We start from the raw sequence: 26,346 nt of genomic DNA, 5'->3' as shown, positions 1-26,346 counted from the left end.
GAGTCAATTTAGATACAGAACACATCACATTTTTTAAAATTCCACAGTACACTACTGCACCTAGGAGGACGACCTCCCTCGAAAGAATCACGTTGGGACGACCCGACACTCGATAAAGTTGAGCGTAATAAAATGGCATGGGCAATTTTAATTTTGGCAGGTATTTTTGAAGTTATTTGGGCATATTCAATGAAGTTGTCCGACGGATTTACCAAGTTAACGCCAAGTATCGTGACCATTGTTTTCATGATTTTAAGTGTGGTATTACTTTCGATATCGATGCGGACTTTACCACTGGGAACGGCATATACGATTTGGACTGGAATTGGGGCAATTGGATCATTTGTTATTGGTATTTTGATCTTAAATGAACCGATGACGGCTATGCGAATGATTGCAGCCGTATTAATTGTTTCAGGTCTTGTATTGATGAAGCTATCATCAAATTAAGGATTGAGGAGAGAATGATGCAACTGGTATATATGTATATGGGCTCCCCTGTAGGTACATTAAAACTGGTTGCTCATGATCAGGCACTTGTTGCCGTGATGTGGGACAATGAAGACCATAAACGGGTACGACTCTCTGAATTAGTCGAAGATCGTCAGCATCCAATGCTGCATCAAGTCAAACAACAATTAGAACAATATTTTGCAGGACAACGTCAGCAATTCGATTTACCACTTGATTTTCAAGGCACTGCATTTCAACAACAAGTCTGGCAAGCATTATTGACTATTCCTTATGGGGAAACACGCAGTTATAAAGAGATTGCAGTACAGCTAGGTAATGAAAAAGCGGTACGTGCAGTTGGGGCAGCCAATGGTAAGAATCCGATTTCGATTATTGCGCCGTGTCATCGGGTGATTGGGTCGAGTGGGGCGCTGGTGGGTTTTGCGGGGGGGCTGGATAAGAAGCAGATTTTACTCAGTTTAGAGCAAAGCCAAATTCCATAATCCGTAGTGTTAATACTCGATTTTCATTTCTTTTTGGAATAAGCTACTTAACAGATATGAATCGACATATTTTATGACTTGAACCTTAACTCAGTTATTCGCGAGGCGGTGTCTTGCTTAGTGTAATCCAATATTAGGAATAACCTTCGGTTCGAGTTACTTTGGTTTCGCCCAAAGTAACCAAAGGCATTGTCATCTACAAAACCTGTTCACTTGTTGCATTTGTTTTATCTATCGCAGAAACGGGATATTACAAATACCACGCAGGTTGTAGCTGACCTTTCCGAGTCTCATATATAGTATTCATTTTCTTTTTCATAACAAATTGAATGGAAGTTTAAAAATGGCTGTTGGTGACGTAACAATGCCACTTATGCATGTGGTGCAGGGTGTAAAAATTGGCTCAACTGAGGCGTATGTACGTTATCCAAATCGACGAGATCTAGTCATTTTTGAATTTGCTGAAGGATCAAAGGTTGCTGGGGTATTTACCCAAAGCGCTTTTGCGGCTGCGCCTGTTCAATTGAGTAAAAAGCATTTAGCAGAAAATACCCCTCGTTACCTGATCATCAATACTGGTAATGCCAATGCTGCAACAGGTACAGTTGGTTATAAAAATGCAGAAAGTACCTGTGCAAAGTTAGCAGAGTTAGCGGGTGTACAAGCCAATCAGATTTTGCCATTTTCAACCGGCGTGATTGGTGAACAATTGCCGATTGAACGTTTATTGCAAGGCATTCAACCCGCATTAAATGATTTAAATACTGATCGTTGGGCGGATGCAGCATCAGGAATCATGACCACAGACACGACCCCGAAAGGTGCTTCTGAACAGTTTGAGCTGGATGGTGTAACTTATACCATGACAGGTATTAGTAAAGGTGCAGGTATGATTCGCCCGAACATGGCGACCATGCTCAGCTTCGTTGCAACTGATGCACCGATTAGCCGCGAACTGGTGCAACAGCTATTGCAAACTACAGTTGAGCATTCCTTTAACCGCATCACCATTGATGGTGATACATCGACCAATGACTCTTGTATCTTTGTGGCGACAGGCTTAGCGGGTGGTGCTGAAATCCAGAGCCAAGATGATGTACGTTATCAGCAAGTGCTTGATGTCCTTGCTCGCATTATGAATCATCTGGCGCAATTGATTGTACGTGATGGTGAAGGTGCTACTAAATTCATTACTGTACAGGTTGAGGGTGGGGCAAATACGCAAGAATGTTGTGATGTTGCCTATAGTGTTGCTGAGTCGCCACTCATTAAAACCGCATTATTTGCTTCTGATCCAAATTGGGGGCGTATTGTGATGGCGATTGGCAAGGCGGGTGTACCAAAACTAGATAGTAGCAAGGTTCAAGTCTGGCTCGGTGCTGTACAAATCTGCTTGGATGGTGGTGCAAACCCTGACTATACCGAAGAAGCAGGTGCAGCAGTGATGGCAGAGAAGGAAATTACCATTCGTATTGACCTTGGTCGCGGTACGGCAAAAGACACGGTTTATACCTGTGATTTTTCTTACGACTATGTCAAAATTAATGCCGATTATCGCTCATAAATTTGCGTTATAATAAAGCCTCCACAGTGGGGCTTTTTTTATAAGCTGGTTTGTGGACGAGGTGATTTATCTCAAATGATCACCCCCTTACCCACGTTAAAAGTTTGCAGTGATGCAAGCACGCAGGATAGAGAAGACGTTTTATGAATAATGCGAATTTAATTGCGAACGAAGCCAAAAATATTGTGCAGACGCATTTAGATCGTTTGGGTGAGCCTAAGGACAACAGTCTTAGCCCAGAAGTGAAACAAGAGAAGTTCGCCCAAATTGCAGCAGAGCTGAAAAAACGCAATGCTGTGCTTGTAGCGCACTATTACTGTGATCCTGACGTGCAAGAGCTTGCTGAACTGACAGGTGGTTGTGTTTCTGATTCATTGGAAATGGCGCGTTTTGGTCGAGATCATCCTGCAACGACATTGGTAGTGGCTGGTGTGAAGTTTATGGGGGAGACCTCAAAAATCTTATCACCTGAAAAAACAGTATTGATGCCAACATTGGAAGCAACCTGTTCGCTTGACTTGGGCTGTCCAGTGGATGAGTTCAGTGCATTCTGCGATCAACATCCAGATCATACCGTGGTGGTCTACGCCAATACTTCTGCTGCGGTGAAAGCACGTGCTGATTGGGTGGTAACGTCAAGCTGTGCGGTGGAAATCATTGAGCACTTAGACAGTTTGGGTGAAAAAATTATTTGGGCACCAGACCAGCATTTAGGCCGTTATATTCAAAAGAAGACAGGTGCTGAAATGCTGTTGTGGGATGGTGCATGTATCGTTCATGAAGAGTTCCGCGCCCGCGGTATTGCGCAGATGAAAGCACTTTATCCAGATGCAGCCGTTTTGGTACATCCTGAATCACCTGAATCGGTAGTGGATATTGCCGATGCTGTTGGTAGTACTTCGCAATTGATTAAAGCAGCACAAACTTTACCGCATAAGCAAATGATCGTGGCAACCGATCGTGGCATTTTCTATAAAATGCAGCAAGCAGCCCCAGATAAAGAATTATTTGAAGCACCAACTGCAGGCGAGGGAGCAACATGTCGTTCATGTGCACATTGTCCGTGGATGGCAATGAACGAACTTGATGGAATTTTGCATGTATTGCAACATGCCGATCAAGAAATACACGTTGACCCTGCACTAGCTGAACGAGCGAAATTACCTTTAGATCGAATGTTGAACTTTAGTGCCTCGCTAAAGCGCTAAAGTGCTTGTTAAATATACATTTGATAAGGAAAAGTCATTTTTTTTTAAACTAGGTGTTGACGTGATGCAACGTCAAGCCTAGAATGCACACCGTACCGCACGATGTGCGATACACTAAAAGCTGAAAAGAAATCGGAGCATAGCACAGCCTGGTAGTGCACCTGGTTTGGGACCAGGGGGTCGTAGGTTCGAATCCTACTGCTCCGACCATTTAAAATGTGTTGAAAAACATAGTTTTAAATATCGGCGAAGTATCGTGATAGTATTATCATCGTTATGCGCCTGTAGCTCAGTTGGATAGAGCATCCGCCTTCTAAGCGGATGGTCACAGGTTCGAATCCTGTCAGGCGCGCCATTTGGCAGCTTGGTATATAGAATCAAAGTTTGATGGTGGATGTAGCTCAGTTGGTAGAGCCCCGGATTGTGATTCCGGTTGTCGCGGGTTCGAATCCCGTCATTCACCCCAATTTCGGAGCATAGCACAGCCTGGTAGTGCACCTGGTTTGGGACCAGGGGGTCGTAGGTTCGAATCCTACTGCTCCGACCATCATCTTAAAAGATGAGATAAGAAACCGCTAGATTAGCGGTTTTTTTACGTCTGGATTTTTATATTCAATTAACATGATATTTATAAAGCGTTAGATTTAAAATTTCAAAAATTATAAATGTTTGGACAATGCTTCTGCTAATGCCTATTTATCACGATTATATTTATGGTTTTCATCTGTTTAAAATTATTTTCCTGGTACAAAACGGATTAACTACCAATCAAATATCTAAAACTAAGAAATTAGAAGAAAAAGCTAGCTGTTAAGTTTCAATGAAATTGATGATTTATCGCAATTAGCTTGCTTGATTTGGCTATTGCGCTTTGATGATGATCCCGTTAAGTTGCTTTTATTGATATGAATTGGTTAGACAATTACAACAGTATCTAAACGTGGTGTTCGGCATAATGCTTCCACTTTTTAAAAAGAAAAAACAGAGTATAGAGATGACAGAAACAGCTTTTGATTTTGTAATTATTGGTGGTGGTTCGGCAGGTTCGGTACTGGCTGGGCGATTATCTGAAAATCCAAATATTTCCGTATGTTTATTAGAAGCAGGTGGTGATGGGAACAGTTGGTTGGTTAATACCCCAGCTGCGGCAGTGATCAGTATCCCAACTAAAATTAACAACTGGGCTTTAGAAACTATTCCACAAAAAGGCTTAAATGGCCGTAAGGGTTATCAACCGCGTGGCAAATGTTTAGGGGGAAGCTCTGCTGTTAATGCGATGGTCTATATCCGTGGTCACCAGAGTGACTATGACCATTGGGCAGCATTGGGAAATACAGGTTGGTCTTATCAAGATGTATTGCCCTATTTCATAAAATCTGAGCATAACGAACGTATTCGCAATGAATATCATGGTCAGCATGGGCCACTAAATGTTGGAGAGTTGCGTTCGGATAATCCTTATCAAAAGACCTTTATTGAGGCGGCAAAGCAAGTCGGTTATCCACTAAATGATGATTTTAATGGGGTTGAACAAGAGGGGCTTGGGGTTTATCAGGTTACTCAAAAAAATGGTGAGCGATGGAGTGCTGCACGAGGTTATTTATTCCCATATTTAGGAACTCGTTCGAATCTACATGTCATCACGCAGGCAATGGTTTCTCGTATTGTGATTGAAAATGGCCGTGCTGTTGGAGTCGAATATAAGCATAAAGGTCAGACAACGATTATTCGTGCCAATAAAGAAGTGCTTTTATCTGCTGGTGCTTTCCAGTCTCCACAAGTGTTGATGCTGTCAGGGATTGGACCTCGCCAAGAATTAGAGAAACATGACATTCCTGTCGTTAAAGATTTAACGGGCGTTGGTGAGAACCTGCATGACCATCCTGACTTTATTTTTGCTTACAAGACCAAGCAGATGGATGGAACTTTTGGGGTTTCAGTGGGAGGGAGCTTCGATTTAGTGAAGCAAATTGGACGTTATCGTAAAGAGCGTCGTGGTTTGATTACGACCAATTATGCAGAATGTGGTGGTTTCTTAAAAAGTCGCCCAGAGTTGGATAAACCTAACCTACAATTACACTTTGTGATCGCTGTGGTAGACAATCATGCTCGAACCATGCATGTCGGTCATGGTATTTCATGTCATGTTTGTCTGTTGAATCCGCGTGCGCGTGGTTCAGTGAAGTTAAGTGGTAAAAATCCGACGGACCCATTATTAATCGACTTTAAATTCCTTGAGGATGAGCAAGATCTTCAAGATATGGTTGATGGTTATAAAGTCACACAAAAATTGATGCAGGCGCCTGCTTTAAGTGAAAAGATTAAAGAGGACATGTTTACTGCTAATGTTCAATCTGATGATGAAATTCGTGAGATTTTACGTCAACGTGTCGATACGGTTTATCATCCAGTGGGTAGTTGTAAAATGGGTGTGGATGAGATGGCCGTAGTCGATCCAGAACTGAAAGTCTATGGTGTGGAGGGGCTGCGAGTGGTGGATGCGTCGATTATGCCAACAGTTGTTAATGGTAATACCAATGCGCCTGCGATTATGATTGCTGAAAAAGCCGTGGATATGATTCGCCAAACTTGGAAATAAGTTATTAGAGCTAAGGTATTTGCCTTAGCTCTTTTCATTTTTAGCTATATTGCGTGGCGTTTCGAGCATGCGAGGGAAGGTAAAATTATAATCTTTGAGGGCATAGCGGAATAATTGAGCAGGGCGCTTGCCCACAATTTTTTGCTGTCCTGTTTCTTCAACTGCACCTGCTTCCTGTATACGCCGTCTAAATGATTTTTTTTCTAATGTATGGCCTAAAATAATTTCATAAATCGTTTGTAATTCAGTCAGGGTAAAAAGCTCAGGCATAAGGCTGGCAGGTAAGGCAGTATAGCGAGTTTTATTGCCAAGACGCTCAAAAGCCACTTGTAGTAGCTGTTTATGATCAAAGGCTAAATCCAGTTGTAATGCTTGATCGATAGGAAGCCATTGACTGTGTTCAGTGGTGTTACTGGTTTGAATTTCAAATTTGTCAAAATCAATTAGGGCAAAATATAAGGCCGTAATTGACCAGCCGCGTGGATCACGATGCTGACCACCGATGGTTTCGACTTGCTCTAAGTAAGGTGAGTGAATCCCTGTTTTTTCAAGCAGTTTACGGTGCGCTGTTGCCATTAAGTTTGGATCAGTCTTTAAATCGACAAAGCCACCAGGGAGTGCCCATTTGCCTTTTTCGGGAAAGTTGGAGCGTTGAATCATTAAGACCTGTAATTGACTTTTTGCCACAGAAAAAATGGCCATATCAACAGTAAACAGTGGGGAGTCATAGTCTGTTTTTTGATAGTGAGCAAGATATTCCTGTTCGGAAGTATAGGTCATTTGGAGTTATCTCATGGATGAGTGAATCAAGTATAAAGATTTTTTATATATTTGAATGAACTGTTTATAAGCGGACAAACGAGTTTATCTTTTTTCGGCATAACCGTTAAATCAGCGGCATCCATGCCGCATGTTATGCTGTAAATTAGATAAACTTCAAATTTGAAATGAGTGACCTTAATGTCGTTTTAGACCAATCTCTCCCGAATTTGATCAAGCGAGCATTCTCTTAACAATTGACCATTTTCAAATACAGTTTGCAGTGCGCCCATTTTCTCCTGTTCAAAGCTTTGTTGATCAAATAGTTCGAAGCCATTCTCAGTTTGCTCTACCCGTAATAGACCTTTAGCTGATTTTTTAATGCCTGAATCTGTTGCAGGGTCTTTAAACAGCTCACGGCCTACACCATTGACCTGTCCCCACGTTGCTTTCACTGCAAAACCAAAGCTATCACGAGTCAAATAGTTATACGTATAACTACCGATTCCAAAGACCAAATTATTAGAGGCAAAGCCTTTGGCTTCCAAACCTTTTAAGATGTTTTGGGCGCGTTCTAGGGTAATCGAGTCACCATAGATCAAACCGACCCGTTCATTTAGTATTTTATAGCCTTGAGTTGTTTCTGTACCACCAAAAATCTCCCATAAACATTGCACTGCACCTTTATAAGCAGGGCTATCGATCGCTGCATCAGGATCACCGCAGATAATTTTGACAGGATCACCTGAGTCGGGACGGAACACCACTTTGGCAAGTCCGAGCGCATTTGGTTGGCGTTTTAGAATCTGCGCTTTTAATTCCACACTAAACTCGGTGATGACACGCCAGAAATCCCAAGTATCGGACACGATACTGACTACACCTGCAGGATACAGTTCGCAGATCAGGCGTCTAAAAGTCTCGATTTCACTTTCTTCACTGCCCATACACATCACACTGTGCTCTGTTGCTGGTACTGAAACGCCAACTACACCTGTGGCATTGTAATAGTCTTCTGCATAGTCGATTGAAGCGACTGAATCTGTACCAATAAAACTGGTTAAGTGACCTACGCCCGATTGGGCTGCATCATAGATGCCACTCATACCACGGCTACTAAAATCATGGCCTTGAACGGGAATAAAGTCTAAAGGCGCACCTGTTTTTTCTGCATATTGTGTCAATAAGCGTTTGTATTCATATGCAATGCTTGCAGTGGTACAACTTTTCCACAATTCAGCACTGAGCACAGTTTCGATATAGTTAGTTAACCAAAAGAAATTCGGATCAGTATTGATAATAGTCAATACTGGTACTTTGATATTAACTCGGCTACCTTCTTCTAAGGCTTTAATTTTTAAAGGGAGATAACCCAAATCATGTAAGGCTTCGATGTGCTCGATAGGCACTGCACCTTCACCCAAAGCATTGTCCATACGACGTTTATAGGCTGCGACCATTTTGGCTTTGGGTTGTTTAAAAAAGCCTTCATTCCATGTTTCAATCAGAAAGTGCTTAATAAAGCCCTGCAAACCAAAAAATACAATCTTGTCATCAAAATCAGGTAACATTTTGGCTAAACGTGATGAGCGAGGCGTAAAGTTGGCGTAGACGTACTCGGTTCCCATTGGATACTGGCGACGGTGGTCTGCTTTGTAGAAATCAATTGCATTGAGTGGGTTGATTTTAATACTCATTTTATAAGCCTCCTGTTTTAAATCTTAATTTTGAAAATTGATGATATTAAGTTTTGTTGGTGTTGCTTGTGGCAGGCTATTGCTGGTAAAAAGCTGATCGACTAGTCCATCAAATACGGCTAGACCTTTGCTAAAAATGCCATGCGTGACGTACAAAATAATGTTTTGGCAGTTTAGGCTGCGCAGTTGCTTGGCAATGCCAATAAAGGTTGCACCACCGTCACAAATATCATCGGTGATCACTGCTGTTTTTCCTGTTAAATCAGGGCTATCCACTGCTGCTGTTCTAATTTTTCCAGTGCTTGGATCACGTTTTTTTTCACAGTGAATCACTTCAATGGCCTGTTGGCGTTGCTGATTAATACCATTGGCAATTGCTTGGGTACGTTGTGTTGCACCTACATCGGGGCAGATCAACACTGTATTGTCAGCAGTTAAAATCTGCATCAGTGCTGTGCTTTGCTTGATAATCTCGATCGGTTCAATATTAATTACTTCTTGGAAGCACGTATTTTTAGCTAACAGTTCAAGGGTTATTGGACTATGACAATCCCACACCACAATTTTTTGACGTTGACCTGCAAATTTCTCGGTATTGCTATTCAATAATTTGGTCATCAGATCCAGTGAGAAGGCCTGACCAGGCGCACAGATACGGTCTTGACGTGCATATGGAAAATAAGGGATTTCTACCGAGAGGTGAGTGCCTTGTTCCAGTAACACATTTTCCAGTAAGAGATAATCCATTACATCTGCACTGTTATGTAGTGAGGCTTTGACCTTGGTGCTAGCTGCTAATTGATTCAATAACTCAGGTTGCAGTTGAATATGACGTTCACCACCTGAAAACTGCAAAAACTCGATGGGAACATTCGCTTGAGTTGTTGTAAGCTGAATCGTCATGTTTTACTTTTCTCTTATAGTGGCATAAAGCCATTAAATATATATTGTCATAATGCCACTATTAAATGCAAGTATTAAAAATAATCATTTTGATAAAAACAGCGCTGTATTTCAGAGAAATTAATTCATCTATTTGATGTTCAAAAAGAATAATTTTTAAACTTTTTTGAATCAGTTGGGCTATCTTAAAGAGGGGGACATCATCTGCTGACTTTATTACTTCGATATATTGATGTTTAGGTCATAGTTTTTGACAATTATCCTTGTCAGGATTGAGTCATGTGTTGTTTACTTGATATTCCAGCTGATAAAAGTGCTGAGAGTGAACAATTTGAATAAAACAAAAAAGGAATGCTCCTATGAAAGCACTGGTTTGTCAGAACGCTGAGTTGAAACTGGAAGATAGTCTTCAATTGATTCCTGCAAAAGGACAAGTATTACTTGAAGTCGTACGTTGCGGGATTTGTGGTTCAGATTTACATATGCAGCATCACTGTGATCATATGCATGATCTGGCAGCACGAGTCGGGTTTAATGGGGTTGCCAAATCCTCTGATAAATTAGTTTTCGGCCATGAGTTCTGTGGCAAAGTCTTAGATTATGGTCCAAAAACACGCCGTAAATTGAAAGCAGATACTTTAGTTTGTGCCATGCCATTATTAAATGTTGAATCTCAAGGCTATGCGCCAACAGGACTGTCACCCAGTGCTTCAGGAGGCTATGCAGAACAAGTCTTGGTGCAATCCAGCCTAATGTTTGAAGTGCCGAATGGTTTAGACGCAGATAGTGCAGCGTTGACTGAGCCAATGGCTGTTGCTTTACATGCAGTACGTCGTAGCAGAATCAAGAAAAATGAGCCTGCAATCGTGATTGGATGTGGCCCAGTTGGTTTGGGCGTGATTATTATGCTCAAAGCAGCGGGGGTTAAAACTGTAGTTGCCAGTGATTTTTCACCAAACCGCCGTCGCTTAGCTGAACAATGTGGTGCAGATATATTGATTGATCCTAAACAGCAATCTCCATTTAGCAACTGGAAAGAGCTGGGCTTACTGGGCAATGTCTCTGAAGCCATTAATATGGGAATGGGGCTTTTTGATAAGGTTCAAACCTACTCATTACCGTGGGTCAATGCCATGCGTGTCGGGGATAAACTCGGGTTATTGCCAAAACGTCCAGTGATTTTTGAGTGCGTGGGTGTGGCAGGTATCATGCAGCAGATTTTGGAAGGTGCACCGTTGTTCTCACGTATTGTGGGGGTTGGTGTTTGCATGCAAAGTGACAAGATCGAACCTGCATTGGCGATTAATAAGGAATTGGAAATCCAATATGTATTGGGGTATACACCGCTTGAATTCCGTGACACCCTACATATGATTGCAGAAGGTAAAGTGGACTGTTCGCCATTGATCACGGGTGTAGTTGGTTTGGAAGGCGTGAATAATGCTTTTGATGCTTTGCGTGATCCAGAGCAACATGCCAAAATTTTGATTGATCCAAAACGTGCAGGCTCTAGCATTGAACTGATTAAGTCCTAAATTCTAAAATATTAAAAAGCCGCTTCTATCCAAAGCGGCTTTTTTTATTGGAATTCGATGTACATTGATCTGATTAAAAGGTTTTGGTCAGTGAAAAAGTGAGGGTTGAATCAATTGGATTAGAGACTTTGGCGTTGGGATTGCCATTGCTGTATTGTTGATAAAAACCGTCTTTATCCCATGCTTTGCTATAGGTCAAGCTACTCGATAAGTTATATGGCAGCTCTTTATTGACCGAAAAACTGGCATCTTGAAAACTGGCTGCTGAAAAGTTTTTGATGCGCTGATTGCCATAGTGTGCATTGACTGACCAGCCTTGTGTGATCGGTTGATACCAGTTCACATCCAGATAACCTGAGCCGCGAGAATGTTTGTTATTTCCCATGCCTAGAGTATCGGAATTATTGCCAAAATAGTCTTGGGTATAAGTAATGGCATATTTAACGCTTAACGGACCGTAACTGATTTCTGGGATAATTTCACCATAATCAAAACGGGTGTTGCCTGTGTCAGCGGTGGTTTTTGCACCTGGATAAAAGTAATAGGCCACTTTGGTACCGACAGTCCAATCACCAAAACTACGGCTATAGCCTGTATACACATCCCATTCCACAGAAGCGTCACGAATAAAATGATCACTCACCGTCGATGCCCATGTGCCGGCATAAAAACCGCTGCTGTGGTTATAATCCAACCCACCTTGTAAGGCAGGTTTACCCCAGGTTTGTTGAAAACCGCGTGAAACGTATTGGCTGGCAGCGGTAACATTGGCCGAGTAGGGGGAGGTGGTTTCGGTCGCGTGAGTGCTTTGAAAATAAAAAGCTAAAGGTGCGATCAATAATAATTTTTTCATTCTATATTCCCTGAGCAAAGTGACAGCCGAAGCTAAACTTCAGCTGTCACATGTACATCGTGCGCTTTACAGTATTGGACGAAGGGGAGCTTGTCGTACAGGTGCTGTACCCGCTTTGTAATAACCTGCTTCAGAACGTGGCAGCTTTTGTCCACGGATTTGATCGGCAATTTTTTCTGCGATCATAATGGTGGTGGCATTCAAGTTACCTGTAATGATGAGGGGCATGATTGAGGCATCGACCACACGTAAGCCTTGTACGCCATGGACTCGACCTTGACCATCGACCACTGCCATATCATCTTCACCCATCTTACAGCTACATGATGGGTGGAAGGCTGTTTCGGCATGTGTACGGACGAATTCATCCAGTTCAGCATCAGTCTGGATATGTTTACCTGGGCTGATTTCTTCCCCACGATACGGATCAAGTGCAGGCTGCGCCATGATCTCACGGGTGATACGGATGGCATCACGGAACTCACGCCAGTCCTGTTCGGTTGACATGTAGTTGAACAGAATACTTGGATGCTCAAACGGATCTTTTGATTTCAGCTTGATGCGACCGCGTGATGGTGAACGCATTGAACCGACATGGGCTTGGAAACCGTGTTCTTTCACCGCATTACTACCGTTGTAGTTAATCGCGACAGGTAGGAAGTGGTACTGGATATTCGGCCAGTCAAATTCTTCCGAACTACGGATAAAACCACCCGCTTCGAACTGGTTACTTGCGCCAACGCCAGTACCGTTGAATAACCATTCCGCACCGATCGCAGGTTGGTTATACCATTGCAATGCAGGGTAAAGTGAAACGGGTTGCTTACATTGATATTGCAAATACATTTCTAAATGGTCTTGCAGGTTTTCACCGACACCCGGTAAATCATGAACCACATCAATGTCCATTGATTTCAGGAAATTACTTTCACCCACGCCTGAACGTTGCAGGATTTGTGGTGATGCAATTGCACCTGCACAAAGCAAGACTTCACGTTTGGCCTGTGCCTGTTTCATATTGGCTTTGTCTGCACCAATAATATATTCCACACCCACAGCCTGTTTTTGATTGAACAGGATGCGGTTGGTGGTGGCATGCGTGATGATGGTTAAATTTGGACGGCCTTTAGCCATATCGAGATAACCACGAGCTGTACTTGAACGACGACCATTTGGGGTGACGGTACGATCCATTGGACCGAAACCTTCCTGTTGATAACCGTTTAAGTCGTCTGTACGTGGGTAACCTGCCTGTACGCCTGCTTCAACCATGGCGTGGAACAGCACATTATTGCCATTTTTAGGCGTTGCCACTGAAACAGGGCCTTTATCGCCATGATAGTCATTGCCACCAATATCCCGCGTTTCGGCTTTTTTGTAATAAGGTAAACAGTCTGCATAAGTCCAGTCTTCTAGACCTTTCATGGTCGCCCATTGGTCTAGATCCATGGCATTACCACGGATGTAACACATCCCATTAATCAGTGAAGAACCACCTAGGCCTTTACCACGACCGCATTCCATACGGCGATTGTTCATGTGTGGCTCAGGATCGGTTTCATAAGCCCAGTTGTAGCGACGACCTTGTAACGGGAATGCTAATGCGGCTGGCATTTGGGTGCGGAAATCTAAACGGTAGTCTGGGCCACCAGCTTCCAATAATAAAACAGTCACGTCTTTATCTTCAGTCAGACGTGTTGCGAGTACATTTCCGGCTGATCCTGCGCCAATGATAATGTAGTCATATGCTTGAGTATTCATTGTTATCCCTTTTGTATTCTAGAGAGTGCCAGTGCAATCAGGAGATGGCATGGAACATCGGATTAATTTTGAGGGTGAAAGGTGAGCGCATTAGAAAATGCTGTGATACTCACCTAACTCAACTTGAATAGATTTAATGCGGGTGTAATGACCCAAAGTAGTTAAGCCATTTTCTCGGCCTACACCTGATTGTTTATAGCCACCCACTGGCATTTCGGCAGGAGATTCGCCCCAGGTATTAATCCAGCAAATACCTGCTTCAAGTTGGTGGATAATACGATGTGCTTTAGTAATATCTTGGGTGACGACACCCGCAGCCAAGCCGAAGTCGGTATCATTGGCACGACGGATCACTTCTTCCTCAGTTTCATAGCTGAGAATGCTCATGACTGGACCGAAGATTTCTTCTTGCACAATGGTCATGTCATCTTGGCAATTGCTGAATACAGTCGGTAGTACATAAGCACCCTTGGCAAGATCACCTTCAGTGGCACGGCCACCACCGATCAGTACTTTTGCACCTTGCTGTTTGCCAGACTCAATGAATGACAATACTTTTTCCATATGCGGGAAGCTGGTGAGTGGACCAAAATTGGTTTGCTCAGCCATTGGATCACCGATACGGATACGTTTCACACGTTCTACAACGGCCGCTTCAAAATCAGCAAGCATGGCTTTAGGTACAAAGACACGGGTACCGTTGGTACACACCTGACCAGAGCTAAAGAAGTTTGCCATGACTGCAATATCCGCAGCACGGTCAAGGTTGGCGTCATCACAAATGATGAGCGGGGATTTACCACCCAGCTCCATGGTCACTTCTTTCAAAGTTGAACCCGCAGCACTAGCCATTACTTTTTTGCCGGTTTCGACGCCACCAGTGAACGAGATTTTTTCAATCACTGGATGTTCAGTGAGCCATTGACCAATGTCACGACCCGCACCTTGTACCACGTTAAATACGCCGTCTGGTAGGCCCGCTTCAGTATAGATTTCAGCAAGTTTAAAGGCGGTCAGTGGCGTAGTTTCGCTTGGTTTGAAAATCATGGCATTTCCTGCTGCTAGGGCAGGCGCTGATTTCCACATTGCAATTTGAATTGGATAGTTCCAAGCACCGATACCAGCGACCACACCGAGGGGTTCACGACGGGTATAGAAGAAGCTTGATTCGCGTAGCGGCAGTTGCTCGCCTTGAATCGCGGTTGCAAGACCCGCGTAGTATTCGAGTACATCTGCGCCTGTCACGATATCAACAGTCGATGTTTCGCTATAGGCTTTACCTGTATCGAGTGTTTCGAGTTGGGCAAGTTCATCGTTACGTTCGCGTAAGATATCAACTGCACGACGTAAAATGCGTGAACGCTCCATTGCGGTCATGGCTGCCCAGATTTTCTGGCCTTGTTGTGCGCTTTGAACAGCCGCTTCAATGTCTTGTTGTGAGGCTTGTTGAAGTGTTGCGATCACTTCACCGTTGGCAGGATTGATACTGTTAAATGTTTTGCCACTGGTCGCTGCGACATAACGTCCGTGGATATACAATTGATGAATTTGTGCATCACTCATTCTGTTTCTCCTGCAAAGGCTTGTTCGCAAATTGGATTTGCGTTTTTACATAATCATAAGCAATGGAACGTGCCAGCTGGCTGTCAAACTCATCGTGACTGCTTAAACTGCCGCGTAACCATAATCCGTCAATCAAAGCCGCTAATCCGCGAGCGGCAATGCTTGCCTGTTGTTTATCATCGACCAACATCAGAAAATAATGTTTCAAGTTGGAATACAGGCGTTGATCATTAATTCGTTGTAAACGTCCAAGTTCGGGAAGGTGCATACTGGCAGACCAAAAGTCTAACCAGACCCGCATGGCTTGTTTGTTGACCTGACTGATATCGAAGTTGGAATCAATAATGGCCTTAATCTGGCTTTCTGGATGCGCATCTGCTTCGGTTTTGTATTGGTCAGTCTTTTGACGCAAAACGTTGAGCATTTCTTGCATACAGGTATTGATTAATCCCTGTTTGTCACCGAAATAGTGACTCACAATACCGGTCGATAGTTCGGCCTTTTTTGCAATTTGTGCAATGGTGGTATTGGATAACCCCACTTCAGAAATTACATAAAATGCGGCGCTAATAATCTCTTCACGTCGCACATGCTCTGGTTTTACTCTACGCTTTGTCATGCTTATCCATTTAAAGCCCTGCCAAGGTGCTTTTTATTCAACATTTCTCGATGTAGAGCATCATAACATTTTTTTATCATACTTTTTATTGATTGAACGTTCAATCAATAAAAAGTATAATCTGTAAAAATCAATGAATTTTTGATTGTTCAGAATAGATGTTGCGTAATAAATCAAAGATTCTTATGGATAAGGCGATAAGCATAAATGAACACTTATCACATTATTTTTTAAGAAAAATACACCTATTGCAAGGAGCAAGATCATGGTGTCAGAAAGTAATGAAGGGTCCCCATCTGAACCTATACGTTTAAATTTGTTTGTTTTTTGGAGCTCCGCAATCAGTATCGGCATTTTTGGCCTATTGTTTGTGTTGTTTCCAGAGCGCAGTCAGTTCTGGTTGACCTATATACAAGGGCAGGCGAACCAGTTGTTTGGCTGGTACTACATGCTGGTCATTGTGGTTTGTTTAGGATTTGTAGCATGGCTGGCTTTTTCTCAGGTTGGGCGGATTCCATTAGGTAAAGATGACGATAAACCTGAGTTTGGTTATCTGGCTTGGGTGTCGATGCTGTTTTCGGCAGGAATCGGGATTGCACTATTGTATTACGGTGTGGCTGAACCCGTTGACCATTTTATTCGCCCACCAGAAGGCGAGGGTGGAACCATTCAAGCCGCACGTGATGCCATGATGTATAGCTTTTTACATTGGGGGATTCATGGTTGGGTATTGTATGCCTTATTGGGTGTGACACTCGGTTATTTTGCTTTTCGTCAGAACTTGCCATTGGCGTTGCGTTCTGCACTGTATCCAATCTTTGGCGAGCGTATTCATGGCTTGATCGGTGATTTTGTTGATGGTTTTGGGATTTTAGCAACGGTCATTTCTTTGGTGACTAATCTCGGTATCGGTGCTTTGGTATTGGTTTCAGGGGTGCATTATCTCTTGCCTGAGATTCCAAATAACCAAACCACACTGATTACGGTAGTGCTGCTGATGATGTCAGTGGCCACCATGACCACCGTAGTCGGGATTGAAAAGGGCTTGGCTTGGTTATCTCGTATCAACTTGCGTTTGCTTTATGCGCTCTTGTTGTTTGTATTCCTCACTGGGCCAACGAACCACTTGCTCAATGGTTTAGTGCAGAACGTGGGTGATTATCTTGATCATTTCCTCGCGAAAAGTTTTGATATGTATCTCTACAATGCTAAAGCAAGTGAATGGTTAGGTTCGTGGACGGTGTTCTATTGGGCATGGTGGATTGCATGGGCACCATTTGTAGGGATGTTTATTGCGCGTATTTCCAAAGGGCGTACCATTCGTGAAGTTGTACTCGGTGTATGCCTGATTCCACTGGGTTTTACCTTGGCTTGGATCTCTATTTTTGGCAATACTGCAATCTATTTTATTTTGGAACAAAAGCAAAAAATCTTAGGTGATCTGGTATTAACCGATCCTGCTTTGTCCTTGTTTAAGCTACTCGAATTTTTACCGTTCAATCCTTATGTTGCTGGGATTGTTGTTGTGATTTGTTTCGTATTGTTTTTGACCCCTGTGGGTTCTGGTACACTCATGATCGCAAATCTGTCCTCGAAAGGGGGTAGCAATGAAAGTGATTCACCGATTTGGTTGCGAATTTTCTGGTCTGTGGTGATTACCATTGTCAGTATCGGGCTGCTGTTGGCAGGGAGTTTTCACTCTATGCAAAGTGCGGTAGTGCTGTGTGGTTTGCCATTCTCAGTTATTATTTTGCTGTATATGTTTGGCCTTGCCAAAGCACTTAAACAGGATCAATTTAGTCCTACACCACCGCAAGTGATAACGCAGGTAACTCAGTCATCACATCACATAACTGAAAAATCAGAAACATTGTGATTCGGGTAAAAACTTTTGTTTTTCATTTTCTATTCAGATATGTCTTTTCATTGATTTAGCGGTGAAAAGACGTGGATGAATATTTTCTTTTTCTTCTCTAACTCCCTGAGGATTGTATGGCGACAGATAATCCAAGAGCGGTTGATGATGCTACATTAGCGAATAAAGACCATTTAAATCGTGTGGTCTTCTATGTTTCAGCTCTACTTATTTTAACATTTGCACTTGTTACGATTTTATTTAACGACTTTGCCAACCATTTACTGAATGTGGTGTTGGCTTGGGTTAGTGATAAATTCAGCTGGTATTATTTATTAGCTGCAACATTGTATTTAATCTTTGTGATTTTTATTGCTTGCTCACGTTATGGCGATATCAAACTTGGTCCGAAGCACTCCAAACCAGAGTTCAGCTTACTGAGTTGGTCGGCAATGTTGTTTGCTGCGGGGATCGGAACAGATTTAATGTTCTTCTCTGTTGCAGAACCTTTATCTCATTATATGAATCCGCCTGTGGGTGAAGGCCAAACCTATGAAGCTGCGCGTCAGGGTATGGTCTGGACCCTGTTCCACTATGGCTTAACAGGTTGGGGCATGTATGCCTTGGTCGGGATGGCTTTGGGCTACTTTAGTTATCGTTATAACTTGCCACTTACGATTCGTTCCGCGCTCTATCCAATTTTTGGTAAAAAAATTGATGGTCCAATTGGACATAGTGTAGATATTGCAGCGGTCATCGGGACGATTTTTGGTATTGCCACCACCTGTGGTATTGCCGTCGTTCAGATCAATTATGGTTTACATGTCTTATTTGGCTGGCCTGAAAATTTGTTGATTCAGTCGGCACTGATTTTGGTTGCCGTGATCGTCACCATTATTTCGGTAACCGCTGGTGTCAATAAAGGTATTAAGGTTTTATCCGAAATCAATATTTTTGCCGCAATTGGCTTAATGTTGTTTGTACTGTTTTTGGGCAATACTGGATTTTTGCTTAATGCGTTGGTACAAAACTTTGGTGACTATATCAGTCGATTCCCAAGTTTGGCATTAGAAAGTTTTGCCTTTGATCAGCCGAAAGAGTGGATGAACAGTTGGACTTTGTTCTTCTGGGCATGGTGGGTGGCTTGGTCGCCTTTTGTTGGTCTATTCTTGGCGCGGATTTCCCGTGGTCGTACCATTCGTGAATTTGTTTGCGGGACCTTAATTATTCCATTGTTGTTTACCATCACATGGTTGTCCATTTTCGGAAACAGTGCGTTATATAACGTCATTTTTGAAGGCAATACGGCACTGGCTCAAACTGTTCTGACGGATCCTGCGCATGGTTTTTATGACTTATTGGCGCAATATCCTTGGTTTGCATTTATTGCTGGTGTGGCAACGATTACAGGTCTGTTGTTCTATGTAACGTCTGCCGATTCTGGCGCGTTGGTCTTAGGGAATTTCACCACTAAATTTTCCAATGTTGATAATGATGCACCCCGTTGGTTGCGAGTATTTTGGGCAACGGCAATTGGTTTGCTTACGTTGGCAATGCTGATGGCAAACGGGATTACTGCACTGCAAAGTGCGACCGTGATCATGGGCTTGCCATTTAGCTTTGTGATGCTGTTGGTTATGGCTGGTCTATATAAATCTTTGCGTCTGGAAGATTATCGTAAGGCGAGTCGTAGTATGAATGCTGCGCCAGTGGTTGGGAATGTAGATATTCTGAACTGGAAGAAGCGTTTAGCTCGTGTGATGCATCACCCTGGAACCAGTGAAACCCAACGGATGCTTGATAGTGTCTGTGAACCAGCAGTACGCACAGTTGCCGATGAACTGGTTAAACGTGGTATGCATGTCGATGTCACCCAAACAGCATTGGAAGACAACGATGCACTCTATCATTTAGATTTAACCATCTATTTGGAAGAAGAGCACAACTTCGTTTATCAAATCTGGCCTGTACGTTATATCGCGCCAAACTTCAGTGAGCGTGGTAAACGTGGTAAGCAGTTCTACTACCGTCTGGAAACCTTCTTGTATGAGGGTTCACAGGACAATGATCTGGTTGGATACACCAAAGAACAGGTGATTAATGACATTCTTGATAAGTACGAACGTCATATGACTTTCTTGCATATCAATCGTATTAGTCCCGGAAATCGTCCTTTGTATCCAGACTCTCAAGATTAGTCTTTTGAATAATAAAAAACCTCACGTTAAGTGAGGTTTTTTATTGGCCTGATTATAAGGCCCCATATTTTTGCCATGTTTCACCCGTTTCATAGGTTTCATAATGGCTTTTGAGTTCATGCAGAGATTGGATCTGGTAGATCGCAAAGATAATCATGATCAAAAATAGGCTAATCAATTTAATTGCCCGTTTATTCTTATATTCGTCTGAATAGAGGTAGAAAATACAATAAAAGGCAATTATCAAATAAGTGCAAAACAGCGAGTTAAACACCAAATAAATCAGCAAGGCAGCGGTAATCACAAAAGCAATTCGATTTTTTAAAATCGTCGGACGTAAGCTCAGGATATTCAATACCAAAAGGCCGAATGAGGTCCAGAATAGATAAGCATGTCCACCGATAATGACAATATAGGTCGATTGCAGCCACAGTAGAACCAGCCATACAAAAACGGAAAAAATAATAAATTTAGAGAGGCCTGAAGACGCGGGCAAAGTATGTTTCATATTACATTGAATTTTAAAATAACTGTTTGTTTAGTAGGACAATTAAAAACGGAAATTAAATAAATCTTTGGTCTTGATCTTTGTTAAAACAATGCAGAGCAAAGACAGTGAACCACCAATCAACATCGCAGGAATCACGCTGAAAAAGCGCGTCATCACGCTCGACTGCAACGCACCAAGCTCATTACTCGACGTTACAAAGATGCCATTAATGGCAGCTACACGTCCAAGCATGTCCTTGGGTGGAATGAGCTGAAGAATCGTTTGACGAATGACAATGTTGATGCTGTCACATGCACCCATAATAATGAGAACTGCGACAGAAAAATACAGTTGTCTGGTAACAGCAAACAATAAAGTACACAGACCAAAACCTGTCACGGCAAGTAGCATGATCTGCCAAGGTCTGGATTTAGGTGGATAACGAATTAAAATGATCATCATAATCAATGCGCCAAACGCAGGTGCTGCACGTAATAGGCCAAAACCATCTGCACCGATATGTAAAATGTCTTGGGCAAAAATTGGCAATAGCGCGATGATGCCGCCAAAAAAAACTGAGCTCAGATCGAGAAACATGGCCCAAAAGATAATTTTAGTTTTAAAAATAAATTGCAGTGCCTCTTTTAAGCTTTGAGTTATCGACTCGGTTTGGATTTGAGGAAAATCTCGTTTCTGCAAACACCACAGGGCAATACTGCCGCCTAAAAACAGTACCACGATGACGCTAAAAGTAATGTCTAAATCGAGATGAGCGAGTAGGAAGCCACCAATGACGGGTGCAAGGATACCACTGGCTTGCCAGCACATACTGGTCCATGTGGCTGCATTGGTATACAAATGCTCAGGTACGACAAATGGACGTAAAGAATTAAAGCAGGGACTATATATACCGCGAATACAGCCAAACAAAAATAAAATACTGAATGATGAGATTAATAATAAATTTGCACTGATGGTTTGAGTGTGGAAAAGATCAAAACTGATCCACAAAGCAATCGATAATGGGATGGCAAAGCTAAAGCTGATCTGCAAAATACGCTGACGATTAAAACGGTCAGCAATATAACCACCCCATAAAGAAAGGATGAGAAAGGGTAAAAAATCCATCATCCCGACCAAGCCGAGGATAAGTGGATTCTTGGTAATTTGATACAGATAATACGCGATCAGTACTTCTTGAATCAGCACCGCAAAGGTCAGGCAGCATTGATTAACAGTCAATAACGTAAAGTCACGACTGGCAAATGCAGCGAAAGCAGAATGAGGGACAGCAGAAGACATAATACGTAGATTTAAAACATACAAATAAAGAAAAAGGGAAGAGTTGAAACTCCTCCCTTTTTAATCTGCTTAGCGTTGCTTATTGAGCAACAGCTTCAGCTTTAACCACTTTCTTCGCAGGAACTAAGTTTGCAGGTGTCGTATAGTTCAAGCCTAAAGTTGAACTTGAGTACTGACGGATTTGATCTAACAACGCTGGATCTGTTGAAAGGTCTTTTCCATAAGAACGTACGATCTCATGCAATTTGTCATTCCATACACCTTTGGTTTGCTCTGGGAATGCTTTTTCAAGCAAGTTGAGCATGATGTAAGGTGATGTAGACGCACCCGGAGAAGCACCTAACAATGCCGTTACAGACTTGTCTTTAGATGCAAAGATTTCTGTACCGAATTGCAATTTAGCAGGTTTGCCTGGCTCTTTCTTGATGATCTGAACGCGTTGACCACCTTGTTGTAAATGCCAGTCTTTTGGATCAGCTTCAGGATAGTATTTTTTCAACTCATTGAAACGATCTGCATCAGACATCAATACTTGGCTTACGAGATACTGAACAAGGTCAGCATTTTGTAGGCCAATGGCAGCCATAGGTAACACGTTATTTTTGTTGGTTGACGCAAGCAAATCAAGTTGTGAACCATTTTTCAGGAACTTGTTTGAATAGGTTGCGAATGGACCAAACAACACATATTTTTTACCGTCGATATAACGTGTATCAATATGTGGAACAGACATCGGAGGCGCACCAAGATCAGCACGACCATAGACTTTAGCTGTGTGTTTTGCTGTTACTGCTGGGTTGTCAGTTACAAGGAACTCACCGCCTACAGGGAAGCCAGCATATTGTTGCGCTTCTGGTAAGCCAGTCATTTGCAATAATTTAATTGCAGCACCGCCTGCACCAATAAACACAAAACGTGTTTTCACATGATCAACTTTGCCAGATTTCAAATCTTTGAAAGCCACAGACCAAGTGTTGTCATCGTTTTTGCTAATGCCAGTTACTTCTGTTGAAGTGCTGAGTTTGAAGTTTGGACTCTTTTCAAGGTTGCCAATCAACTGCTTTGTGATTGCACCGTAGTTCACGTCAGAACCAACGTCCATACGAGTTGCAGCGACTTTTTGTTGAGGATCGCGACCGTCCATCACCAATGGTGCCCATTGTTGAATTTCAGCTTTGTCTTCGCTCAACTTCATGCCAGCGAATAACGGATTTTGAACCATGGCAGCATAACGCTTTTCCATGAAGTTCACGTTATCGCCCCATACGAAAGCAATGTGTGGTACTGGGTTAATGAAGGTAGTTGGTGTTTCGAGTACACCTTGCTTCACTTGGTATGCCCAGAACTGTTTGGCAATTTCGAACTGACCAGCCACGTTTACAGCTTTAGAAATGTCCATTTTACCGTCTTTTTCTTCGGTATAGTTCATTTCCATAAAGCCTGAGTGGCCTGTACCTGCGTTGTTAAAACCGTTTGAACTTTCTTGTGCAACAGCATCAAGACGTTCGTACATACGGATATTCCAGTCAGGCTGTAATTCGTTGAGATAAGTACCTAAAGTGGCACTCATGATCCCACCGCCGATGAGTACAACATCGACAGTTGGTTCGTTATTGGTGGTTTTAATTGCCTTAGACGCAACTGGTCTAAAAAGAAAGGCAATTGCAATAATAATTAGTACGACGAGTAGTACTAATAAATATTTCCAAAATTTTTTCATTCAATTTACCTTAAAAATTAAATGACGCTCTATATGACAAGCGATATAGAGAGAAAGAATTTAAATGATGATACAGGCGCAATAAAGGCACATCAGTACGGCAAGGGATCGCCTTAACACTGATGTTGAAGGAGTTAGTTCATGAATTTTACTTTAATTTAGACGGTATTTTAGTTGAACTAATGTTTCAAAATGTACAAATCAAGCTGACTTTGATGATTTATTGTGTGAAAGTTGTAGAAAGTTCTAGTAAATCTTAGACTTATAGTTTAGAGAGATCAGTCACATTTTGACCAGATAGGATGATGTACATAATAAAATACACCGTTAAGCATTCATTGAATGTTCCTCTTGATGAAAGAACAATACTTCTTTGTGTGATTTGTATGCACCCTATACTTTATCTATATCAGCCTTAAACTTCTTGAGCTGAACCAATCTGTGAATATACCTTGAACTGATGATGTTGAGCCATTTTCATCTAAGCAAATTTCCCAACATGAATTTCATTCATTTTGAGGTTAGATTAAATCATTTTTATTCAGCTAATGATTGCGGTATAAATCACTCTATAAAGAAGTTTAGATTTATCTCGGAAATTAGGGTGGCAGATTAAAATGAGTAAAGAGTTTGCATTTACGATTAAGCGTATTGATTTTGATGAGAACTACACGCCATCAGAAAATACACGTATCACAACCAACTTTGCGAATTTGGCAAGAGGCGAAAGTCGTCAACAGAATCTGCAAAACACCTTAAAGATGATTGACAACCGCTTTAATGCTTTGGCGCATTGGGATAATCCTTTGGCTGATCGTTATAAAGTTGAGCTGGAAATCATTTCGGTTGAAATGAAGGTCGATGCTGCAAGCAATGCCAATGCGCTTCCTTTAATTGAAATTTTGAAAACCAATATTGTTGATCAAAAAACCAATGAACGTATTGAAGGTATTGTGGGGAACAATTTCTCTTCTTATGTCCGTGACTATGATTTCAGTGTGCTATTGCTTGATCATAATAAAAATCAGTCTGGATTTAGCACGCCAGAGAACTTTGGTGATTTACACGGCAACTTGTTTAAAAGCTTTATTGAGTCAGAAACCTACAAGGCAAACTTTAAAAAGCCACCTGTGATCTGTCTCAGTGTTTCAAGCAGCAAGGTGTATCAACGTACTGAAAATCAGCATCCTGTGTTGGGTGTAGAGTACCTGCAAGATGAATATTCATTAACAGATGAATATTTCCAAAAAATGGGCTTAAAAGTGCGTTATTTCATGCCGCCAAATAGTGTTGCGCCGTTGGCTTTCTATTTCTCTGGTGATTTGCTGGCAGATTACACCAATCTTGAATTGATCAGCACTATCAGCACCATGGAAACGTTCCAAAAGATTTACCGACCTGAAATTTACAATGCGAACTCTTCAGCAGGAAAGTCTTATCAACCAAGTTTGAATAACCAAGATTATTCACTGACTCGTATTGTATATGACCGAGAAGAACGTAGCCGTTTGGCGATTGAACAGGGCAAATTTGTTGAAGAGCAATTTATCAAGCCTTACCAAGCGGTTCTGGAGCAGTGGTCTACTAGTTATGCAGCACAAAGCAACTCGCAAAAAAGTTACGCGCACTAATTTATTGAAAATATAAGGTTATTGATGATGAAAAGATTATTACCAACGTCGACTGCGGGTAGCTTACCGAAACCGTCTTGGCTGGCAGAGCCTGAAACGCTTTGGTCGCCGTGGAAACTGCAAGAGCAGGGTCTGATTGAAGGCAAACAGGATGCTTTACGTTTGTCTTTGCATGAACAGCAGGTGGCAGGCATTGATATTGTCAGCGATGGTGAGCAAACCCGTCAGCACTTTGTCACAACCTTTATTGAGCATCTTACGGGTGTTGATTTTGAGAAACGCGAGACTGTTCGAATCCGTAATCGTTATGATGCCAGTGTTCCAACGGTTGTGGGTGCGGTATCTCGTCAAAAGCCTGTTTTTGTTGAAGATGCTAAGTTTTTACGTCAGCAAACCAATCAACCGATTAAATGGGCGTTGCCTGGTCCAATGACCATGATTGATACGCTATATGATGCGCATTATAAAAGCCGTGAAAAATTGGCGTGGGAATTTGCCAAAATATTGAATGAAGAAGCGAGAGAATTAGAAGCGGCGGGTGTGGATATTATCCAGTTCGATGAGCCTGCATTTAATGTGTTCTTTGATGAAGTGAATGATTGGGGTGTAGCGACTTTAGAGCGTGCGCTTGAAGGATTGAAGTGTGAAACCGCGGTGCATATTTGCTATGGTTACGGCATCAAAGCCAATACTGACTGGAAAAAGACCCTCGGTTCTGAATGGCGCCAATATGAAGAGGCTTTTCCTAAGCTGCAACAATCAAAACTTGATATCATCTCGCTCGAATGTCACAACTCGCGTGTGCCGATGGATCTGATTGAATTGATTCGCGGTAAAAAGGTGATGGTGGGTGCGATTGACGTGGCGAGCAACACGGTTGAAACGCCAGAAGAAGTTGCCGATACCTTACGTAAAGCACTTCAGTTTGTCGATGCAGATAAGCTCTATCCCTCAACCAATTGTGGTATGGCACCTTTGGCGCGTGATGTTGCACGTGGCAAGTTGAATGCATTAAGTGCAGGTGCGGAAATTGTTCGTAAAGAACTGGCTTAATTTACCGATCTCTTGATGGCTTCAGGGCTGCGCAGAGTAGCCCTGAGCATATTTAAAACAGATCGAGTTTAATTTAGGAA

The 26,346-nt window shown here is 42.3% G+C and carries 20 protein-coding genes and 4 tRNA genes; 14 read left to right on the top strand and 10 right to left on the bottom strand.

Translation table 11 applies throughout. The annotated features are described in order from the left end of the window. The first annotated feature begins 132 nt into the window (after positions 1-132). The 9 genes from F909_RS08585 to F909_RS08625 all read left to right on the top strand — a co-directional run bounded on the left by F909_RS08585 (position 133) and on the right by F909_RS08625 (position 6,327). Positions 133-450, top strand: a complete 318-nt coding sequence (locus F909_RS08585; RefSeq protein ID WP_005151308.1) for a DMT family transporter — start codon at positions 133-135, stop codon at positions 448-450. A 17-nt stretch (positions 451-467) separates the two neighbouring features. After that, the gene (locus F909_RS08590) at positions 468-956 is read left to right on the top strand and encodes a methylated-DNA--[protein]-cysteine S-methyltransferase (RefSeq protein WP_005151306.1); all 489 of its coding nucleotides are present in this window, start codon (positions 468-470) and stop codon (positions 954-956) included. A gap of 343 nt (positions 957-1,299) precedes the next feature. Further along, positions 1,300-2,520 (top strand): bifunctional glutamate N-acetyltransferase/amino-acid acetyltransferase ArgJ, encoded by a 1,221-nt coding sequence (argJ, locus tag F909_RS08595; RefSeq protein ID WP_005151305.1) that lies wholly within the window; start codon positions 1,300-1,302, stop codon positions 2,518-2,520. A gap of 143 nt (positions 2,521-2,663) precedes the next feature. Further along, on the top strand, positions 2,664-3,728 hold the full coding sequence (gene nadA, locus F909_RS08600; RefSeq protein ID WP_005151304.1) for a quinolinate synthase NadA: 1,065 nt from the start codon (positions 2,664-2,666) through the stop codon (positions 3,726-3,728). Positions 3,729-3,861: 133 nt separating this feature from the next. Beyond that, a tRNA-Pro gene (locus F909_RS08605) sits at positions 3,862-3,938 on the top strand. Between the two features lie 68 nt (positions 3,939-4,006). After that, positions 4,007-4,083: transfer RNA gene (locus F909_RS08610), tRNA-Arg, on the top strand. A 35-nt stretch (positions 4,084-4,118) separates the two neighbouring features. Beyond that, a tRNA-His gene (locus F909_RS08615) sits at positions 4,119-4,194 on the top strand. Positions 4,195-4,198: 4 nt separating this feature from the next. Further along, positions 4,199-4,275: transfer RNA gene (locus tag F909_RS08620), tRNA-Pro, on the top strand. A gap of 447 nt (positions 4,276-4,722) precedes the next feature. Further along, complete coding sequence (locus tag F909_RS08625) at positions 4,723-6,327, top strand: GMC family oxidoreductase (RefSeq protein ID WP_005151303.1); 1,605 nt, start codon at positions 4,723-4,725, stop codon at positions 6,325-6,327. Between the two features lie 24 nt (positions 6,328-6,351). Here the strand turns inward: F909_RS08625 and F909_RS08630 are convergent, their stop codons facing one another. The 3 genes from F909_RS08630 to F909_RS08640 form a co-directional block, all read right to left on the bottom strand. Beyond that, positions 6,352-7,107 carry an ADPR responsive transcriptional repressor NtrR gene (locus F909_RS08630; RefSeq protein ID WP_005151302.1) on the bottom strand — a complete coding sequence of 252 codons (756 nt, stop codon included), beginning with the start codon at positions 7,105-7,107 and terminating at the stop codon, positions 6,352-6,354. 188 nt (positions 7,108-7,295) lie between these two features. Continuing rightward, entirely contained in the window at positions 7,296-8,783 is a 1,488-nt protein-coding gene (locus F909_RS08635) for a nicotinate phosphoribosyltransferase (protein ID WP_005151300.1), read from the bottom strand. A 24-nt stretch (positions 8,784-8,807) separates the two neighbouring features. After that, on the bottom strand, positions 8,808-9,686 hold the full coding sequence (locus tag F909_RS08640) for a phosphoribosyltransferase family protein (protein WP_005151299.1): 879 nt from the start codon (positions 9,684-9,686) through the stop codon (positions 8,808-8,810). Between the two features lie 359 nt (positions 9,687-10,045). On the opposite strand from F909_RS08640, the gene F909_RS08645 reads away from it, so the two are divergent. After that, the gene (locus F909_RS08645; protein WP_005151298.1) at positions 10,046-11,221 is read left to right on the top strand and encodes a zinc-binding dehydrogenase; all 1,176 of its coding nucleotides are present in this window, start codon (positions 10,046-10,048) and stop codon (positions 11,219-11,221) included. Positions 11,222-11,294: 73 nt separating this feature from the next. Here the strand turns inward: F909_RS08645 and F909_RS08650 are convergent, their stop codons facing one another. The 4 genes from F909_RS08650 to betI all read right to left on the bottom strand — a co-directional run bounded on the left by F909_RS08650 (position 11,295) and on the right by betI (position 16,017). Next, positions 11,295-12,074 (bottom strand): TorF family putative porin, encoded by a 780-nt coding sequence (locus F909_RS08650; RefSeq protein ID WP_005151296.1) that lies wholly within the window; start codon positions 12,072-12,074, stop codon positions 11,295-11,297. A 66-nt stretch (positions 12,075-12,140) separates the two neighbouring features. Beyond that, on the bottom strand, positions 12,141-13,835 hold the full coding sequence (betA, locus tag F909_RS08655) for a choline dehydrogenase (RefSeq protein WP_005151292.1): 1,695 nt from the start codon (positions 13,833-13,835) through the stop codon (positions 12,141-12,143). Positions 13,836-13,925: 90 nt separating this feature from the next. Beyond that, positions 13,926-15,398 carry a betaine-aldehyde dehydrogenase gene (gene betB / locus F909_RS08660; protein WP_005151291.1) on the bottom strand — a complete coding sequence of 491 codons (1,473 nt, stop codon included), beginning with the start codon at positions 15,396-15,398 and terminating at the stop codon, positions 13,926-13,928. Further along, complete coding sequence (betI, locus tag F909_RS08665) at positions 15,391-16,017, bottom strand: transcriptional regulator BetI (protein ID WP_005151290.1); 627 nt, start codon at positions 16,015-16,017, stop codon at positions 15,391-15,393. The genes betB and betI overlap by 8 nt, the downstream gene beginning before the upstream one ends. Positions 16,018-16,282: 265 nt before the next feature. Between betI and F909_RS08670 the strand changes: the two genes are divergently transcribed. Beyond that, positions 16,283-17,893 carry a BCCT family transporter gene (locus F909_RS08670; protein WP_005151289.1) on the top strand — a complete coding sequence of 537 codons (1,611 nt, stop codon included), beginning with the start codon at positions 16,283-16,285 and terminating at the stop codon, positions 17,891-17,893. 116 nt (positions 17,894-18,009) lie between these two features. Continuing rightward, positions 18,010-20,070 (top strand): choline transporter, encoded by a 2,061-nt coding sequence (locus tag F909_RS08675; RefSeq protein ID WP_005151288.1) that lies wholly within the window; start codon positions 18,010-18,012, stop codon positions 20,068-20,070. Positions 20,071-20,122: 52 nt separating this feature from the next. Here the strand turns inward: F909_RS08675 and F909_RS08680 are convergent, their stop codons facing one another. From F909_RS08680 to mqo, 3 genes are all read right to left on the bottom strand, one after another. Further along, a complete protein-coding gene (locus F909_RS08680) occupies positions 20,123-20,578 on the bottom strand; it encodes a hypothetical protein (RefSeq protein ID WP_005151287.1) in 456 nt (151 codons plus the stop codon). 42 nt (positions 20,579-20,620) lie between these two features. Further along, a complete protein-coding gene (locus tag F909_RS08685) occupies positions 20,621-21,862 on the bottom strand; it encodes an MFS transporter (RefSeq protein ID WP_005151286.1) in 1,242 nt (413 codons plus the stop codon). A gap of 79 nt (positions 21,863-21,941) precedes the next feature. Next, positions 21,942-23,582, bottom strand: coding sequence for a malate dehydrogenase (quinone) (gene mqo, locus F909_RS08690; protein WP_005151285.1), 1,641 nt, complete (start codon positions 23,580-23,582; stop codon positions 21,942-21,944). Between the two features lie 617 nt (positions 23,583-24,199). Here mqo and F909_RS08695 point away from each other — a divergent pair. Both F909_RS08695 and F909_RS08700 read left to right on the top strand, forming a co-directional pair. Continuing rightward, entirely contained in the window at positions 24,200-25,213 is a 1,014-nt protein-coding gene (locus F909_RS08695) for a DUF1852 domain-containing protein (RefSeq protein WP_005151284.1), read from the top strand. Between the two features lie 27 nt (positions 25,214-25,240). After that, on the top strand, positions 25,241-26,266 hold the full coding sequence (locus F909_RS08700; RefSeq protein ID WP_032877919.1) for a methionine synthase: 1,026 nt from the start codon (positions 25,241-25,243) through the stop codon (positions 26,264-26,266). The last annotated feature ends 80 nt before the right edge of the window (positions 26,267-26,346 follow it).

It is taken from the genome of Acinetobacter sp. ANC 3929, from assembly GCF_000369405.1.
Taxonomy (GTDB): domain Bacteria; phylum Pseudomonadota; class Gammaproteobacteria; order Pseudomonadales; family Moraxellaceae; genus Acinetobacter.
Note: the sequence above shows the minus strand (reverse complement) of the source record. Positions and strands in the feature narration are given on the sequence as shown.